The organism is Mucilaginibacter sp. P2_A4 (assembly GCF_056405015.1).
In genome coordinates this window covers 618,823-633,763 of sequence record NZ_JBFUCX010000001.1, presented here as the reverse complement: position 1 = coordinate 633,763, position 14,941 = coordinate 618,823, and the positions used below count along the sequence as shown (strand labels likewise).

Below are 14,941 nucleotides of genomic sequence, written 5' to 3'. Positions count from 1 at the left end.
ATAGCTTTATCTCCGTATAATAAAAACAAAGCAAATTAATGAAACTTAATACCCGGGAGATCAACAGCTTCTTTTATAGTCAGTATTTTTCTGATGGTTTGCGCATCTCTGCGGGAATATTACTGCCATCCCTGGTGTTATTGGAGTTTGGCATGTTTGACCTTGGATTAACATTATCACTGGGTGCCCTTTGTATTTGCGTAATAGATAATCCGGGGCCGCTTACACATAAGCGTAATGCTATGGCCATTGGTAATTTGTGCCTGTTTATTGTTGCAGTTACCACGGGCTTTGCGCGGTTAAATGTTTTTACACTGGGTTTGGAGATCACCCTTTTCTCATTTCTGTTCAGCATCTTTATAATTTACGGAAACCGGGCCGCATCTATTGGCACATCCTCTTTACTCATTATGATATTTATGATGGATAAGGCCCTTGCTCCATCAGAAGTGCTTATGTACAGTGGCACAATACTACTGGGGGGGATATGGTATATGTTATTCAGTCTCATATTTTTCGGGATCAGGCCTTACCGTGCGGCACAACAAACCCTTGGCGAAAACGTGGCTGATATAGCTAAATTTTTACGCATAAAAGCTGAGTTTTATAATACGGATAGCAACATAGATGAAAATTACCGTAAACTGGTATCGCAGCAGATACAGGTAAGCCAGCACCAGGATGCCGTGCGCGAGCTATTATTCAAAAGCAGGGTGATGGTACGGGAATCAACCGGAGCAGGCCGAATCCTGGTACTCACGTTTGTTGATCTTGTGGATATGTTTGAGCAAATAATGGCCACCCATTATGATTACAATGAAATCCGCGAAAAATTTGGAGATACAGGTGTTTTGAACGAAATAGCCCGCATTGTACATCATATGGCCGATGAACTTGATGATATCGCCTATATCGTACTTTCAAACACCCGGCACCGCCATGTAATGGATTTCAACATAGAACTGGAGAAGCTGAAATTAAAGATTGATTCAATTGGTAAAGAGCAGCAGGAAAACAGTAACCTGGTATTAAAAAAAATCCTAATCAATCTGCGTAACTTGAGCGAGAGTATTAACAATATTTACAATTATTATAACGCCAAAAATGCCTTAAAATCAACCGAAATAAAAGGCGAAATAGAATACTCACAGTTTGTGACCCACCAGGATTATGCACCTCACATTTTTTGGGACAATTTAACTTTAGCTTCTGGCGCATTTAAACATGCATTAAGGGTGGCCCTGGTTTGTTTAGTTGGCTTTATTACTGCCAAAACTATAGCGCAGGGGCATCACAGCTACTGGGTATTGCTAACTATCATTGTGATTCTAAAACCCGGTTTCAGCCTATCCAAACAGCGTAATTACCAAAGGCTGATAGGCACCATTGGCGGAGGCCTTATCGGGATACTGATATTAAGCTTTGTACCCAATATCCCTGTTCAGTTTATTTTCCTGATGATCTTTATGGTAGGTGCATATAGTTTTCAGCGACTTAACTATGTGGTAAGTGTAATTTTCACGACACCATATGTGCTCATCCTGTTCAAATTTTTAGGGGTAGGGTTAATCAATGTGGCCCAGGAGCGCATATTAGATACCATCATCGGGTCCTCCATTGCGTTTATTGCCAGTTACCTGATATTTCCAACCTGGGAGTTTGAGATGATAGAGGAAACCCTGCGCGAGGTTGTGGTAGCCAATATCAATTACCTCATTGCCATAGCCGAAAGCATTTCAGACAAAGTTGTTGGCACTACGGCCTATAAGCTTGCGCGTAAAGATGTTTACGTAAAATCGGCCAATTTATCAGCTACATTTGAGCGGATGACATCCGAACCTAAAAGTAAGCAGCGCAATGTAAAGGAAGTACACAAGTTTGTGGTACTTAATCATATCCTGTCATCATATATTACAACCATTGCCGTGGGCCTGATAAAAAACAATCACCGGCAACATCCGGAGGCTTTAAAGCTCATAAAAAAAAATATAGCTGTATTAAACGAAACAAACAAAAAACTCCACGGACAAAGTATTGAGTTTAATATTGGCAAAGCAAACCCAGGAGCCGAACTTGAAAAGCCGGTGCTTACCGCGGACGAAAGTTTATTAAAAGAGCAGTTGGGTTTTATAAATAAGATAAGCTATGATATAGCCAGGGTTACCGATAATATTTTGAAGTAAATTTGTTACCTGATTATTATACCTGCCTGACAAACAATTTACGCTTCGCATACCTTTTATCATCAAATTAGTTTTTTAATAAATTATATTATGGAACAGCGCGAATTAGGCACATCGGGAATAAAAACCGCGCCTTTGGTTTTTGGGGGAAATGTTTTTGGATGGACGGTTAAGGGTAACGATACGGCTTTATTACTGGATGCATTTTTAGATGCAGGTTTTAATACCGTTGATACGGCCGACGTATACTCTAAATGGTCACCCGGCAATAAAGGAGGTGAATCTGAAACAGAAATTGGCAAGTGGCTTAAACTAAGTGGCAAACGCGATAAAGTGATCATTGCAACTAAAGTTGGCGCCGAACTGGCCGCCGATAAAAAAGGGCTAAAAAAAGATTATATAATAAAAGCAGTTGAAGATTCTTTAACCAGGCTGCAAACCGATTATATTGACCTTTATCAATCACATTATGACGATGCTACAACGCCGGTTGAAGAAACCCTTAGAGCCTTTGACCAATTAATAAAAGATGGCAAAGTACGGGCAATTGGGGCATCTAATTTTTCTGTTGAACGGTTACATGAATCGCTCAAAGTAAGTCGCGAAAAAGGGCTGGCCAGCTACCAGAGCCTGCAACCAGAATATAACCTGTTTGATAGGGAAAAATACGAAACTACCCTTGAACCATTCATCAAAGAACAAAAAATTGGCGTTATCAGCTATTTTTCATTAGCCAGCGGGTTTTTAAGCGGCAAATACCGCTCCGTGGCTGATTTAGAAGGCAGTAGCCGTGCTTCAATGGTAAAAAAATACTTAACCGAAAGAGGGATGCGTATTTTAAAGGCTTTGGATGAAGTATCGGCACAATATAACACCAAACCCGCGGCCGTTGCTTTAGCCTGGTTAATTGCCAGGCCAACAATAACGGCGCCAATTGTAAGTGCCACAACTACATCTCAGTTGAAAAGCCTCGCCCAGGCGGCTACCTTACAACTAAATACAGAAACAATTGAAGCGCTTACCAACGCGAGCGCATATTGATATTTTTTCTTAATACAGTATGTTTTAACCAGGCATGCTGTATTAATTACTCCCTCCCGTTTAAAGCTTAACTTTTAATGAGTTAATTACTTAATAATTATCCCCGCCAAATAATTTAATTATTAAACAATTCCATGTTGTTAATTTACCTTTTTAAATAGTTAAATTATTTTTCCTCAAAAAATTTCCATTAATTACCCTATCCTTTTAGTTGTTTTTTGCGTAATAGTACTCTATAATTAATTTTTTAACTTAAATGGAAAAGCTAAAACAAATCATCGGTTATGGCGATTCTCGTTTGTCTCTTGAGAATAAACTTTTTAACGCTCTTACTTTATTCATTTGCTTCAATAATGTTATATCGCTTGCAATAAATATTATATTAGGATTTGGCCTGGGTTTAATCCTGGCAAATCTTTTTGTACTTTCATTTTCGGCCTTTGCTTATTACCAAAGCAGGTTTAAAGGCTATAGAGAAAACCTTGTATATGTTTATATAGGTATGGGTATAGCTGCAGTTTTCCCAGGCTGGTTTTATAATGGAGGCATACATGGATCAACTACCCAAATTGGTATTTTTTTAATTGTGCTGGTAACGTTACTGGTAAAGCAGCGATACCATTATATATTTATATGTATTCTGGCTGGTGTATTTATCAGCTGTTATATGCTCGAAAAAGCACATCCGCAATGGATTTCAGCAGCCTCGGATGAATCATCAAACCAATTTGACCTCATATCGTCGGCGGTGATGAACATTGTATTGGTGGGCCTGCTCATAGGATTCATCAAAAAAAGCCATGAAGCTGATAAGCGAGATCTTGTTCACAAAAGCGAAGAGTTGCAAACATCACAAGTTGCTCTTCAGGCCTCAAAAGAAGAAGCCGAAGCCGCTACATTTGCCAAATCGAACTTTTTAGCTAACATGAGCCATGAGATACGCACCCCACTCAACGGAATTATCGGAGCTTCACAATTATTGTCACGATCTGTTTTATTGCCAGATCAGCAGGAACTTCTGCAAACCCTGCAAGCAAGCGGTAATCTGCTTATTAATATCATCAGCGATATTCTGGATATATCTAAAATAGAGGCCGATAAATTGATCCTCTCGCCGGTTACCACTAACATCAGGCATTGTGTTAAAACAGTTGTTGATATCAGTCAGCCCGGCATTACCAATCAGCACAAACCCATTGTACTTAGCTATATAGTTGATGATAATGTAGCTCAATTTGTCAAAGTAGATGAAGGGCGTTTACAGCAAATTTTAGTTAACCTGATAGGCAACGCTATCAAATTTACAGATGAAGGAGCGGTGACCGTAACCGTAAAAGGATCCGAAGTAAAAGATGGCCTTCAGGAAATCAGCTTCCATATAAAAGATGATGGCATCGGCATCAGCCAGGAATCGTTAACACAGTTGTTTAAACCATTTACACAGGTAAACACAACCGCTCTGCGCAAATATGGCGGTACAGGCCTTGGTCTGTCCATTTGTAAAAAACTGGTTGAATTGATGAATGGTAAAATATGGGCCATTAGCAAAGAGGCGCAAGGATCTGTATTTATTTTTAATTTACCATTACAGGTAACCAATGGAGAGGTAGTTACTGAACCCAAAACAGAAGATAAAAAAACGTTTCTGTACCGCCCTCTAAGGATTCTTTTGGCTGAGGATAACAAAATGAATCAGCTTATTGCAAGTAAGATATTTAAAAAGGTTGGATACAATATTGATATTGCCGAAAACGGATTGGATGCCATCAGGATGAATGATGACCAGTTATATGACCTTATATTTATGGATATCCAGATGCCCGAAATGGATGGGTTACAGGCAACCAGGAACATCCTTAAAAAACATGGAATGAGCGCTCCGCCTATTATAGCGATGACTGCTAACGTTTTAAGCGAGGATGAAAATGAGTGTACCATGGCCGGCATGAAAGATTTTGTGAGTAAACCATTCACATTTGAAAGATTAGAAAATGTTATCCAGAAGTGGACTAAAGCTTAAATAGCTAAAAACTAAAAATCAGTAAATAATACCATTCAAAATAACAATAGTACCATTTAAAACAATGGCATTGTATGTAATTTTGATACATGATACAAAGCATTCCGGTATATGATATTTGCTCGCTATCTGACGTAAGGCAGGATGACTTGCTGGCAAGCCGTTTTGCCCCCTATCTCGACTCGCACAAGAATCTGTTCTTCCCCCATCGTCATTCTTTTTATCACCTTGTACTGTTTACTGATGGTAGCGGATCACATACCATCGATTTTGAAAATTTTGAAGTAAAACCCCGTCAAATTTATTTTATGATACCGGGCCAGGTACATTCCTGGAATTTTGATGGTCTTACCGACGGCTATATCATTAATTTTTCCGAATCGTTTATCCAGTCATTCGTGTTGCAGCCTGGCTATCTAACCAACTTTTCATTCTTCAGCGGAAGTTTGAAGGACGCAGTGATCGATCTGCCGGAAAATAGCTACTGCGTGGTTAAATCTTTATTTGAGAATATACTTTTCGAGATCACAAAACCTGCTCTTTCGGGCAGCGATATGGTGAGGCTGTTGATGCTCGAGATATTTATCCATATCAACAGGTTGAATGTACAACAGGATGTCACAGGTAAATTAACCTATAATCAAACCTTGCTCAAAAACTATAATAAATTAATTGAGCAGCACTACACCAATATTAAATTACCAAAAGATTATGCCGAATTACTATATATCACCCCAAACCACCTTAACGCGGTTTGTAAAGACTTAGTGGGCCTGTCGGCGGGAGAATTGATCCGTAACCGTACTTTGTTAGAAGCTAAAAGATTGTTAACCAATCCACAGCTCAGCATTAGTGATATAGCGTTTAAACTAAACTTCAGCGACAACTCCTACTTCACCAAGTTTTTTAAAAAAATGGAGAATATTACTCCCGAGGAATTCCGCAAACAGATATTGAAAAATTAATAATTAATAGATCATGGAAAATACCAAAAAATATGAGTTAGCAGCCTGGCCTGCAATAGTACATGCCAAATGCCCCCGTTGCCGCAGAGGCGATTTATTCAGCACCAGTATGTATAGCTTTAAAGGGCAAGCTATGCATAAAACCTGTTCGCATTGTGGTTTAACCTATGAACGGGAACCGGGTTATTTTTATGTAGCCATGTTTGTGAGTTATGCCCTAAACGTTGCCGAAATGGTTACCATCGCTGTCGCCATTCATGTATTAACCGGCAGCAGCAACCCCTGGTTGTATTGTGGTATCATATTAAGCGTTGCTGTATTGTTATCGCCGTTTAATTTTCGGTATTCAAGGGTTGTATTGCTTCATTGGCTTACCCCCGGTTTACATTATCATCCAGAAATGAGTAAAGATAAAATATAAACGTAAACGGTTAAACCATGTTTACTGCTTTCTGTCAAAATTGTAAAGATTCACATTTACCGATCATCAATTTTTTGAACAATGAAAGCTAAATTAAACACCATAAAAAACGACCTGTACAAAGTATTTATATTGGGGAATGCCGATAATGTACAATTAGCCAAAGCATACTTTTTATTAGCTATACCGCTTTTAACAGCACTTTTCACTTTGGGCCATTTTAATTATTAATTGCCCCGGCGAACATTTAACTCCTTAAAACAAGACAGCCGTTACACTTCTGTAATGGCTGCTTGCAACTGTTTCCCTAACTAAATTAAACTAACTATCAACTAAACTTATTTGAATTTTTTAAGTGCACCGAAATAATTAAGGGCTATTTGAACGTTGTTTACATAAACAAACTTTTGGTAAGCAAAATCCATTGCGTTATCCTGTATTAAACTTGTGTATAAAGGGTTACTACCTTTTGAATTGTTAACTTTAAAAGCAAATGCATCACTATTGGTAATCGAGATTGTAGAATCATCTTTCGATTCTACATTATTGGACTCAGGGGCAGGAAATTCATCTATTTGGGATTTACCTGGAGCGTCTGAAGCAAATAAATTGGCACAGGCAACCAATATGAGTGATGTAAAAACAAAAAACAAAAAATGGTAAAATAGCTTCATAGCGGTAGGATATTAAATGTAGACTTAGGTATCAAATAAATGTTATATCAAAGATAAGCTTTGATAAATAAAAAACATATAGTGATTACACTGAAATGCGCACGTATTTTTACGCAATCTTTAAGAAAACAGGCTTTAATTGAGATTATTTATAGAAAAACAGAATGAAGATTAAAGTTATTGTAACATATATATTACAAACAATATTTCTTTCTATAAAATTCAAAAATTAAAAAATCCCTCCGGGTAATAACTTGCTGGCTATCCTCACCTTAAAAGGTGAAATACAAATTATCTGTATCCTGCTGCCTGCAAATCAAATAACTCGGCATAGCGCCCTCCCTTAAGCAATAGCTCTTCGTGACTGCCAATTTCTACCAGTTCGCCTTTTTCCAATACAAGAATTCTATCGGCCATACGTACTGTACTAAAACGGTGTGATATCAATACTGCCGACCGGCCTTTGGTAAGTTCAGCAAAGCGTTCAAAAACATTGAATTCGGCTCGTGCATCCAATGCCGAAGTTGGCTCATCAAGTATCAGCAATTGAGCATCGCGCATATAGGCGCGGGCAAGCGCAACTTTCTGCCATTCGCCACCTGATAGTTCGACACCATCGGCAAAGCGCTTACCCAATTGCTGATCATAAGCTCCCGGTAATTTAGCCGCAAGTACATCTGCAAGGCTTTGCCTGGCCGAATTTACTATCAAAGGCCTGTTATCCTTCTCGCTTATTTTACCAACGGCTATATTTTGAGCAAAACTCATCTGGTAGCGTAAATAATCCTGGAATATGATACCTACATTAAGGCGAAGGTCGGCAAGATCATATTCACGCAGGTCGATACCATCCAGCAAAATACGGCCTTCTGTAGGGTCATAAAGCCGGGATAACAACTTCACCAGGGTAGTTTTCCCTGCCCCGTTCTCTCCTACCAGTGCAAGCTTTTCGCCGGGGTATAAAGTAAAACTTAAATGCCGGTTGGCCCATCTGTCAGAGTTGACGTATCTGAAACCCACATCCTCGAAAGTAAAACCTTGCTGTATGATTTTTGGAAACGGTAATGCATTTGCTGCATGTTTTATTTTAGGTTCGATCTCGAAAAATTCAAAAAAATCGCGCAGGTAAATGGCCCCCTGCGATACAGCAGTAAACCGGGTAAGAATCCCCTCCAACAAAGCACGAAGTTGACGAAATGAACCTGCCAGGAAAGCAAGTTCACCAATAGTTACGCTCCCCTGAACCGCCCTGATGATGATTACCACGTAAGCTCCGTAATAACCTAAACTACCCAACATGGCAAAAAATGTTCCCCATAAAGATCGCTTAATAGCCAGGCGTTTATTATCGTTGTAGAATTTGCCAGAGAGTTCTTTAAAGCGATTGATGATAAATCCCGAGAGATCAAAGATCTTTACTTCTTTAGCAGTTTCATCACTGGCGCCCAGGTAACGGACATAATCCAACTCACGGCGTTCGGGCGTTTGCCCACGGGTAAGGGCATAGCTACGATCATTAAAGTATGATTCACCTAAAAAAGCAGGAATTATGGCAATCAATAACAAAACAATAAGCCACGGATTAAAAGTCATCAACCCTACAGCCAAAAAGCCCATGGTTATAAGATCCTGCACCTGGCTCATAACCTGTGATAGTAATATCGTACGCCCTATGGTTTGCTGCCGTGCACGTTCCAGCTTATCATAAAATACCGAGTCTTCAAACTGATCCAGATCTAGCGTAGCGGCATGCGCCATGATCTTTACCGAAGTATGATTGCTAAACAAATCGCCAAGTAAGCTATCCATCAATGTAATAGCCCTGCTTAACGCATCGGTTAAAATTGCTAATGCAAACTCCAGCCCCACCAGCTCCCAAAGCTGGCTCATATCCTTAACCGGGCTGTGGCTTATGGTAACCACGTTATCAATAATAAGCTTCCCCACGTAAAGTAATCCTAACGGCATAGCCGAGCGAACAATACGCAGCAGCGCGTTAACCACGGTCATCCAACGACTGGTTTGCCATACCAGCTTAAAAAAAGCAGGCAAGTTGCGCAACGCGTCAAAACGTTCTTTTAAAGTAACTTTTGTATTTATGGTATTTTTGGGTGGGCGGGCAGTATTCAATATTATATCTTCCTTTGTTTATTGTATTTAAACAAATTTAATCAATTGTTTAGCCAATTAGGGATGCTCAGATATTTGTGAGGGATTGATGACAAAAGCACTATTGCAGATCCTGATGTTTTGCGATAACCTTTTGATTTTCAAAAAAAGATCATGCCTTGCGTATTTTCTTTCTAAATGTAATAATTTACTGTACAATAGCTGCTTCAAAAAATATTCCCTTATTTTTGCGGCCATTATGGATACTTCATTAAAAAACAAATTCGATAGTATAATTTTTGACCTGGATGGCACGCTTTGGGATAGCACCGCTAACGTAGCGTTGGCCTGGCAGACCGCCATTGCTAAAGTTGATTACTTAAACGAAGAAATGACAGTTGAACGGGTAAGATCCATTACCGGAATGACCTACGATTCCATTTTTGATAAACTCTTCCCTACCCTTACCATCGATCAACGCAAAGAGGTACAAAGCCTTTGTGCAATAAGCGAACTCGAAATCCTGCATACTAAAGGTGGCGAACTTTATCCGCAATTAGAAGAAACCCTTAAATATCTTGGTACAAAATACAAGCTTTACATTGTTAGTAATTGCCAAAACGGTTATATTGAAGTGTTTTTGGATTTGAATAACATGCACCCTTATTTTTTAGCGCATCAGTGCTTTGGCACAAAAGGTAACCCTAAAGCAGACAATATAAAGGATATCGTAAACGATCATGAGCTTAAAGCCGCTGTTTATGTAGGCGATACCATGGGCGATTATAATGCAGCCACACAAGCGGGTGTACCTTTCATTTTTGCCAGCTATGGTTTCGGCGTAGTGCCCGATGGGATGGCCGCCACAGCTGATAGCTTTAGCAGCCTTGTTGAATTGTTGTAATTAATGTTTACTTCTATTTTTCAACCAGTTACTTGTTTCAGCGCCGGCCACCGATGATATTTTAACTTTTTTCTGACTAAGCAATAATTCCATTAATACCGCAGCAATCCGGGCCTCTTCTTTATTCCCGGTTTGCAATACCTCGGGGGCGAAATACTTTTGCACAAAATGGGTATCAAAATTACCGGTAATAAAGGCTTCGTGCTGCATAACAAACCTACCAAAGCCTAATGTGGTTGTAATTCCCGTGATCTGATACTCATCAATGGCCCTTATCATCCGCTCTATGGCTTCCGTACGATCTTTGCCATACGTAATAAGCTTAGCTATCATCGGATCGTAATAAATAGGAATCTCCATCCCCTGTTCAAAACCATCATCAACCCGTACACCAGCGCCCTTTGGGGTGATATATGTTTGCAGGGTACCAATATCCGGCAGGAAATTATTAGCCGGGTCTTCGGCATATACCCTAAGTTCAATGGCATGACCACGGATCTGCAGATCTTCTTGTTTAAAGCTGATAGGTAAACCCCTGGCAATATTGATCTGCTCCTTAACAAGATCAATACCGGTTATTAATTCAGTAACGGGATGCTCCACCTGCAAACGGGTGTTCATCTCCAGAAAATAAAAATTGAGGTCGGCATCCATGATAAATTCTACCGTACCTGCACCCGTATAATTTACAGAACGTGCAACATCAACTGCACATTTGCCCATTTTTTCCCTTATTTGCGGGGTAAGCACTTTTGAAGGAGCTTCTTCTATTACCTTCTGATGGCGGCGTTGTACCGAGCAATCCCGCTCAAACAGGTGTACAATGTTACCATGTGTATCGCCCAAAACCTGGATCTCGATATGCCGGGGAGATGAAACGTAACGTTCAATAAAAACGCATCCATCACCAAAGGCGGATGTAGCTTCAGACACGGCCATCTGCATTTGTTCTTCAAAATCATTCGGTCCCTCAACTATACGCATACCCTTCCCGCCACCACCGGCAGCGGCCTTTATCAGGATGGGGAAACCTACTTCAACGGCACGCTTTTTTGCCTCGGCAACATCAGTGATAGCTTCCTCAGTACCGGGAACCATCGGTATGTTATATTTTAATGCAGCAGCTTTTGCCGATAGCTTATTGCCCATTACCTCCATTGCTTCGGGCGATGGACCGATCAAAATAAGGCCCGCATCCCGTACCTGCCTGGCAAATGCCGCATTCTCGCTCAAAAAACCATAACCAGGATGAATACCCTCCGCCCCTGTTTTAATACAGGCTGCGATAATTTTTTCGCCAACGAGGTAGGATTGATTTGAGGGGGAGGCACCAATATGCACCGCTTCGTCTGCATAACGTACATGTAGCGCGTCACGGTCAGCATCTGAATAAACTGCAACAGTTTTAATCCCCATCTCACGCGCAGAACGCATGACTCTTAAAGCTATTTCGCCACGGTTGGCTACCAGTATCTTTTGCATAAACAAATGTAATTTATTTACCGGTTAGCAGGCAGGAATTAATTATGGAACCAGGATTAAAATAAACCAGTGCTTACAGTACTTGTAAGTCAACGTTTACTTGCCTGTTTTATCAAACCTGTATGTTTTACGGTTACAACGATAGCAAACGTAGCGTTTAATGGGTAACCAAAACAAAAATGTTTTAACAAACGGGCCGCGTTTAATACGTGAAATACTTGCTTTGCAACCCCGGCACCGTAATTCTTTTTGAGCAGCTAAAGGCCTTATGGGCGTAATGTTATCAATGCCAGGCTTGCTATTTAATTCAGCAGTCATATTATAGTTAATTTATTATGGGGTATTAAAATCAACTAAAGTTAAATATTAATCATGAACTTACTGTGAACATTTTGTTAGCAAATATAAAAAGGGTATTTCTAACTTATTTTAGTACTTTTTTCATTATGTCACAAACAAAAACGCCTCTAACTTTTAGGTTAAAGGCGTTTTAAATAGCGGTATTACAATTATTCCTTTTTATCAGGGGCAGGCGTTCCTGCTGGAGGAGGGCCAGGCTGACCAGATGCACCAGGAGGCGGACCACCCGGGCCACGACCACCAGTAGGAACGGTAACTTCCGGATGGGCACTACCGCGGTGGCAACTATTACAGTTAACACCAGCCTTTAGCACCATGCCCAATGAATCTTTTTTAGCATGAAAATACTTACTGTTAATTTTGTTCATCATTTTGAACATATCGCGGGCCATATTTTTTTCGGGCTTGGCATCGCTTACCCAATCCATCTTTTTAGCCGCCTCATCACGCACATGGCAAAAGTTACAATGTACGCCTAATGAATGTTCCCATTCATCCATTACTGCATGAAGCTGATCTTTTGTAATATTTTTTGGCAACACTTTCAGGTTTTTAAAACCTTCGTCTTCTGCCGCTTTTGGTGTCATAGATGTCATAGCACCTAATATCACAACTGAGATTAACCCCAGCATGACCAATATTTTTTTGTTTACCAGCATAATTGTCATATTTAAGTCATCCAATGTAGATATTAACTTTGAATGTTGCAACCCTTATATCAAAGAATTACCGGTAATTTTTTTGATACATGTTTAAATTCGCAAATAGCTTATCATTTAACCTGCCATCATATCGATTCTATTTTGAAATGAGTTTTTCGCTTATGGCCCAAAGCTTATCACGGGCAGCAGTATCAGTTGCTATAGCCGATGTTTTAGCGATCTTTTTCTTTTTAAAATAACCTCCGTTGTATTTATCAAGGCGTGGAGCGGTGGCCAAAAATATAGAAGTTTCGGCGCCTTGTTCTGCAGTTATCATGAACGGGCGAAGCAACATCGTTGTGAGTTTGCCAAATCCTTTAAACCTAAGCCAAAAATCGGTACTTACCACACCGGGATGCAGCGAAAAGGCAAGAATACCCGTATTGGCAAATTTTGAAGCCAATGACTGTGTAAAATAAATATTAAATAACTTATTCATGCCATATGCTTTCCATGCATTATAGGATTGCTCCCATTGCAGGTCATCAAATTGCGGGTTGCCCCTTTTGTGCGCCTCGGAGCTTACGTTGATTATCCGTGCCTGGCCCTTCTGCAGTAAGGGCATCAAACTGGTGGTGAGCAAAAAATGACCTAAATGGTTGGAGGTAAAGGTCATTTCAAATCTATCTTTACTCAACTCCCGCTCAGCAAAAATTCCACCAGCATTATTGATGAGTATGTTAATAGCGAATAGCTTTCCTGATAATTCAGCTACAGCATCGCGAACGCTTTGCAAATCGGCCAAATCACATTTAACAACATTGATCTCTTTATTGCCAGTCTGCTCTATTAATTCCTGTTTAACCCGATCTCCTTTTTGGATGTTACGCACCAACAGGTAAAGTGCATGTCCCTGTCTTGCTAATGAAAGTGCTGTCTCCTTTCCGATGCCTGATGTGGCTCCGGTTATTACCGTTGTTTTTAATGCCATTCCACTCAGCTCCCTAAAGGGGGAACTTTGATTGGCAAGATAGAGGTTTTTCTCTATAACCTGATTTTAAAAAGCCCCTCTCCTTCGGGGAGTGGGGCTTGGGGTGAGGCTTTACTTTTGCATCACCATAACACCGTTCATCAACAGGGTGCTGCCACCATCAGCTACAATGTTGTATACTTTTTGTATACCGCCACCTTGCTCTGTTTTTTGCAATACCGTAAAGGCTTCATATTTTCCAGTTTGCTCATTAATGCAAAGTACCTCCTGACCTTCTGTAATCTCGCCCATTTTATGGTTGCCCTGCCTGGTGAGCATCGGGTGATTTGGCGTAGCCTGCAATACTTTTGAATTAAGGCTTATTAGTTGCCCTGCATTTGTATTTTTCACATCTGCCGATACCAACACCAAACGGGTTAAGGCGTAGTTCTTAGCATCATGAACGGTTAATTCCCTTACTTTAACTGCCGAGCTTTTATTAGTTACGGGATCAACGGTGATTACTTCATCGCCGCTTTTGATGGCTTTCAACATCTTTTTATCACCATTAGCCATTGTTACCATTTCATCCCCGGGGAAACAAATATCATTACCATATGTGGCTGCTTCTTCTTTCATATCCTTACCGCCATTGAGTAATTTATATTGCTGAAAGCTCATTTCTTTTGATAATATGTAGGACAGCTTCAGGATGAAATTGGTTTCAACCTTGTTGATGTTATCAATATCTAAAAAATACTTTTCCCAAACTTTACCATCAGCTGTAAAATCAGGAACCAAGGCTCTGTATAGTTTACCTTTTTCGTTGGTATAAAACACCATTAAACCTATTTCCTGCATACCCTCTTTGGCTACAAGTTTATACAGGTCAATACGTTTTTTTAATCCGTCAGATCCGGTAATGAAATACGGCTTACGGTTCTCATACCTGTCAAGCACATAGGTATTCTCAAATTTAACGTACGTATCCTTATCCAGATCGGCAATGGTAAATGATTGTGCCTTGTTGTACTCGTCCATAGTAAGCGGACGAGGATTGACTGCAGTTTGCGCATTACCTAAGTAAATAGAACCTGCCAAAAAAAGTATTAATGTTAGTTTACGCATAAAGCCCCCTCTAAATCTCCCCCTGAAGGGGGAGACTTTTATT

General features: G+C 40.1%; 14 protein-coding genes. 7 read left to right on the top strand and 7 right to left on the bottom strand.

Going from position 1 to position 14,941, the window contains the following annotated elements; all coding sequences use genetic code 11:
- Positions 1-38: 38 nt before the first annotated feature.
- From AC1DYB_RS02520 to AC1DYB_RS02495, 6 genes are all read left to right on the top strand, one after another.
- Positions 39-2,183: an FUSC family membrane protein gene (locus AC1DYB_RS02520; RefSeq protein ID WP_477432138.1), complete on the top strand. Its 2,145-nt coding sequence runs from the start codon at positions 39-41 to the stop codon at positions 2,181-2,183.
- A 90-nt stretch (positions 2,184-2,273) separates the two neighbouring features.
- Entirely contained in the window at positions 2,274-3,224 is a 951-nt protein-coding gene (locus tag AC1DYB_RS02515) for an aldo/keto reductase (RefSeq protein WP_477432136.1), read from the top strand.
- A 256-nt stretch (positions 3,225-3,480) separates the two neighbouring features.
- A complete protein-coding gene (locus AC1DYB_RS02510; protein WP_477432134.1) occupies positions 3,481-5,244 on the top strand; it encodes an ATP-binding protein in 1,764 nt (587 codons plus the stop codon).
- A gap of 89 nt (positions 5,245-5,333) precedes the next feature.
- Positions 5,334-6,209 carry an AraC family transcriptional regulator gene (locus tag AC1DYB_RS02505; RefSeq protein ID WP_477432131.1) on the top strand — a complete coding sequence of 292 codons (876 nt, stop codon included), beginning with the start codon at positions 5,334-5,336 and terminating at the stop codon, positions 6,207-6,209.
- A 13-nt stretch (positions 6,210-6,222) separates the two neighbouring features.
- Positions 6,223-6,630, top strand: coding sequence for a DUF983 domain-containing protein (locus AC1DYB_RS02500; protein WP_295716185.1), 408 nt, complete (start codon positions 6,223-6,225; stop codon positions 6,628-6,630).
- A gap of 81 nt (positions 6,631-6,711) precedes the next feature.
- Positions 6,712-6,861 carry a hypothetical protein gene (locus tag AC1DYB_RS02495; protein WP_477395446.1) on the top strand — a complete coding sequence of 50 codons (150 nt, stop codon included), beginning with the start codon at positions 6,712-6,714 and terminating at the stop codon, positions 6,859-6,861.
- 107 nt (positions 6,862-6,968) lie between these two features.
- Here AC1DYB_RS02495 and AC1DYB_RS02490 read toward each other — a convergent pair whose 3' ends face one another.
- Both AC1DYB_RS02490 and AC1DYB_RS02485 read right to left on the bottom strand, forming a co-directional pair.
- A complete protein-coding gene (locus AC1DYB_RS02490) occupies positions 6,969-7,304 on the bottom strand; it encodes a hypothetical protein (protein ID WP_477395444.1) in 336 nt (111 codons plus the stop codon).
- Positions 7,305-7,595: 291 nt separating this feature from the next.
- Positions 7,596-9,434: an ABC transporter ATP-binding protein gene (locus AC1DYB_RS02485; RefSeq protein WP_477432129.1), complete on the bottom strand. Its 1,839-nt coding sequence runs from the start codon at positions 9,432-9,434 to the stop codon at positions 7,596-7,598.
- 238 nt (positions 9,435-9,672) lie between these two features.
- Here AC1DYB_RS02485 and AC1DYB_RS02480 point away from each other — a divergent pair, with 238 nt between their 5' ends.
- Positions 9,673-10,317 carry an HAD family hydrolase gene (locus AC1DYB_RS02480; RefSeq protein ID WP_477432127.1) on the top strand — a complete coding sequence of 215 codons (645 nt, stop codon included), beginning with the start codon at positions 9,673-9,675 and terminating at the stop codon, positions 10,315-10,317.
- Here the strand turns inward: AC1DYB_RS02480 and accC are convergent, their stop codons facing one another.
- From accC to AC1DYB_RS02455, 5 genes are all read right to left on the bottom strand, one after another.
- On the bottom strand, positions 10,318-11,799 hold the full coding sequence (accC, locus tag AC1DYB_RS02475) for an acetyl-CoA carboxylase biotin carboxylase subunit (RefSeq protein ID WP_477432125.1): 1,482 nt from the start codon (positions 11,797-11,799) through the stop codon (positions 10,318-10,320).
- Between the two features lie 96 nt (positions 11,800-11,895).
- Positions 11,896-12,117, bottom strand: a complete 222-nt coding sequence (locus tag AC1DYB_RS02470; protein WP_477432123.1) for a hypothetical protein — start codon at positions 12,115-12,117, stop codon at positions 11,896-11,898.
- Positions 12,118-12,308: 191 nt separating this feature from the next.
- Entirely contained in the window at positions 12,309-12,791 is a 483-nt protein-coding gene (locus tag AC1DYB_RS02465; protein WP_477432121.1) for a c-type cytochrome, read from the bottom strand.
- A 166-nt stretch (positions 12,792-12,957) separates the two neighbouring features.
- Positions 12,958-13,791 carry an SDR family oxidoreductase gene (locus tag AC1DYB_RS02460; protein ID WP_477432119.1) on the bottom strand — a complete coding sequence of 278 codons (834 nt, stop codon included), beginning with the start codon at positions 13,789-13,791 and terminating at the stop codon, positions 12,958-12,960.
- A 111-nt stretch (positions 13,792-13,902) separates the two neighbouring features.
- Positions 13,903-14,898, bottom strand: coding sequence for a Hint domain-containing protein (locus AC1DYB_RS02455; protein ID WP_477432117.1), 996 nt, complete (start codon positions 14,896-14,898; stop codon positions 13,903-13,905).
- Between the last annotated feature and the right edge of the window lie 43 nt (positions 14,899-14,941).

What these genes read in the sequence shown, in the direction of transcription:
- AC1DYB_RS02520 (WP_477432138.1), top strand. Translation starts at nt 39, where the DNA reads ATGAAACTTAATACCCGGGAGATCAACAGCTTCTTTTATAGTCAGTAT.
- AC1DYB_RS02515 (WP_477432136.1), top strand. Translation starts at nt 2,274, where the DNA reads ATGGAACAGCGCGAATTAGGCACATCGGGAATAAAAACCGCGCCTTTG.
- AC1DYB_RS02510 (WP_477432134.1), top strand. Translation starts at nt 3,481, where the DNA reads ATGGAAAAGCTAAAACAAATCATCGGTTATGGCGATTCTCGTTTGTCT.
- AC1DYB_RS02505 (WP_477432131.1), top strand. Translation starts at nt 5,334, where the DNA reads ATGATACAAAGCATTCCGGTATATGATATTTGCTCGCTATCTGACGTA.
- AC1DYB_RS02500 (WP_295716185.1), top strand. Translation starts at nt 6,223, where the DNA reads ATGGAAAATACCAAAAAATATGAGTTAGCAGCCTGGCCTGCAATAGTA.
- AC1DYB_RS02495 (WP_477395446.1), top strand. Translation starts at nt 6,712, where the DNA reads ATGAAAGCTAAATTAAACACCATAAAAAACGACCTGTACAAAGTATTT.
- AC1DYB_RS02490 (WP_477395444.1), bottom strand. Translation starts at nt 7,304, where the DNA reads ATGAAGCTATTTTACCATTTTTTGTTTTTTGTTTTTACATCACTCATA.
- AC1DYB_RS02480 (WP_477432127.1), top strand. Translation starts at nt 9,673, where the DNA reads ATGGATACTTCATTAAAAAACAAATTCGATAGTATAATTTTTGACCTG.
- accC (WP_477432125.1), bottom strand. Translation starts at nt 11,799, where the DNA reads ATGCAAAAGATACTGGTAGCCAACCGTGGCGAAATAGCTTTAAGAGTC.
- AC1DYB_RS02470 (WP_477432123.1), bottom strand. Translation starts at nt 12,117, where the DNA reads ATGACTGCTGAATTAAATAGCAAGCCTGGCATTGATAACATTACGCCC.
- AC1DYB_RS02465 (WP_477432121.1), bottom strand. Translation starts at nt 12,791, where the DNA reads ATGCTGGGGTTAATCTCAGTTGTGATATTAGGTGCTATGACATCTATG.
- AC1DYB_RS02460 (WP_477432119.1), bottom strand. Translation starts at nt 13,791, where the DNA reads ATGGCATTAAAAACAACGGTAATAACCGGAGCCACATCAGGCATCGGA.
- AC1DYB_RS02455 (WP_477432117.1), bottom strand. Translation starts at nt 14,898, where the DNA reads ATGCGTAAACTAACATTAATACTTTTTTTGGCAGGTTCTATTTACTTA.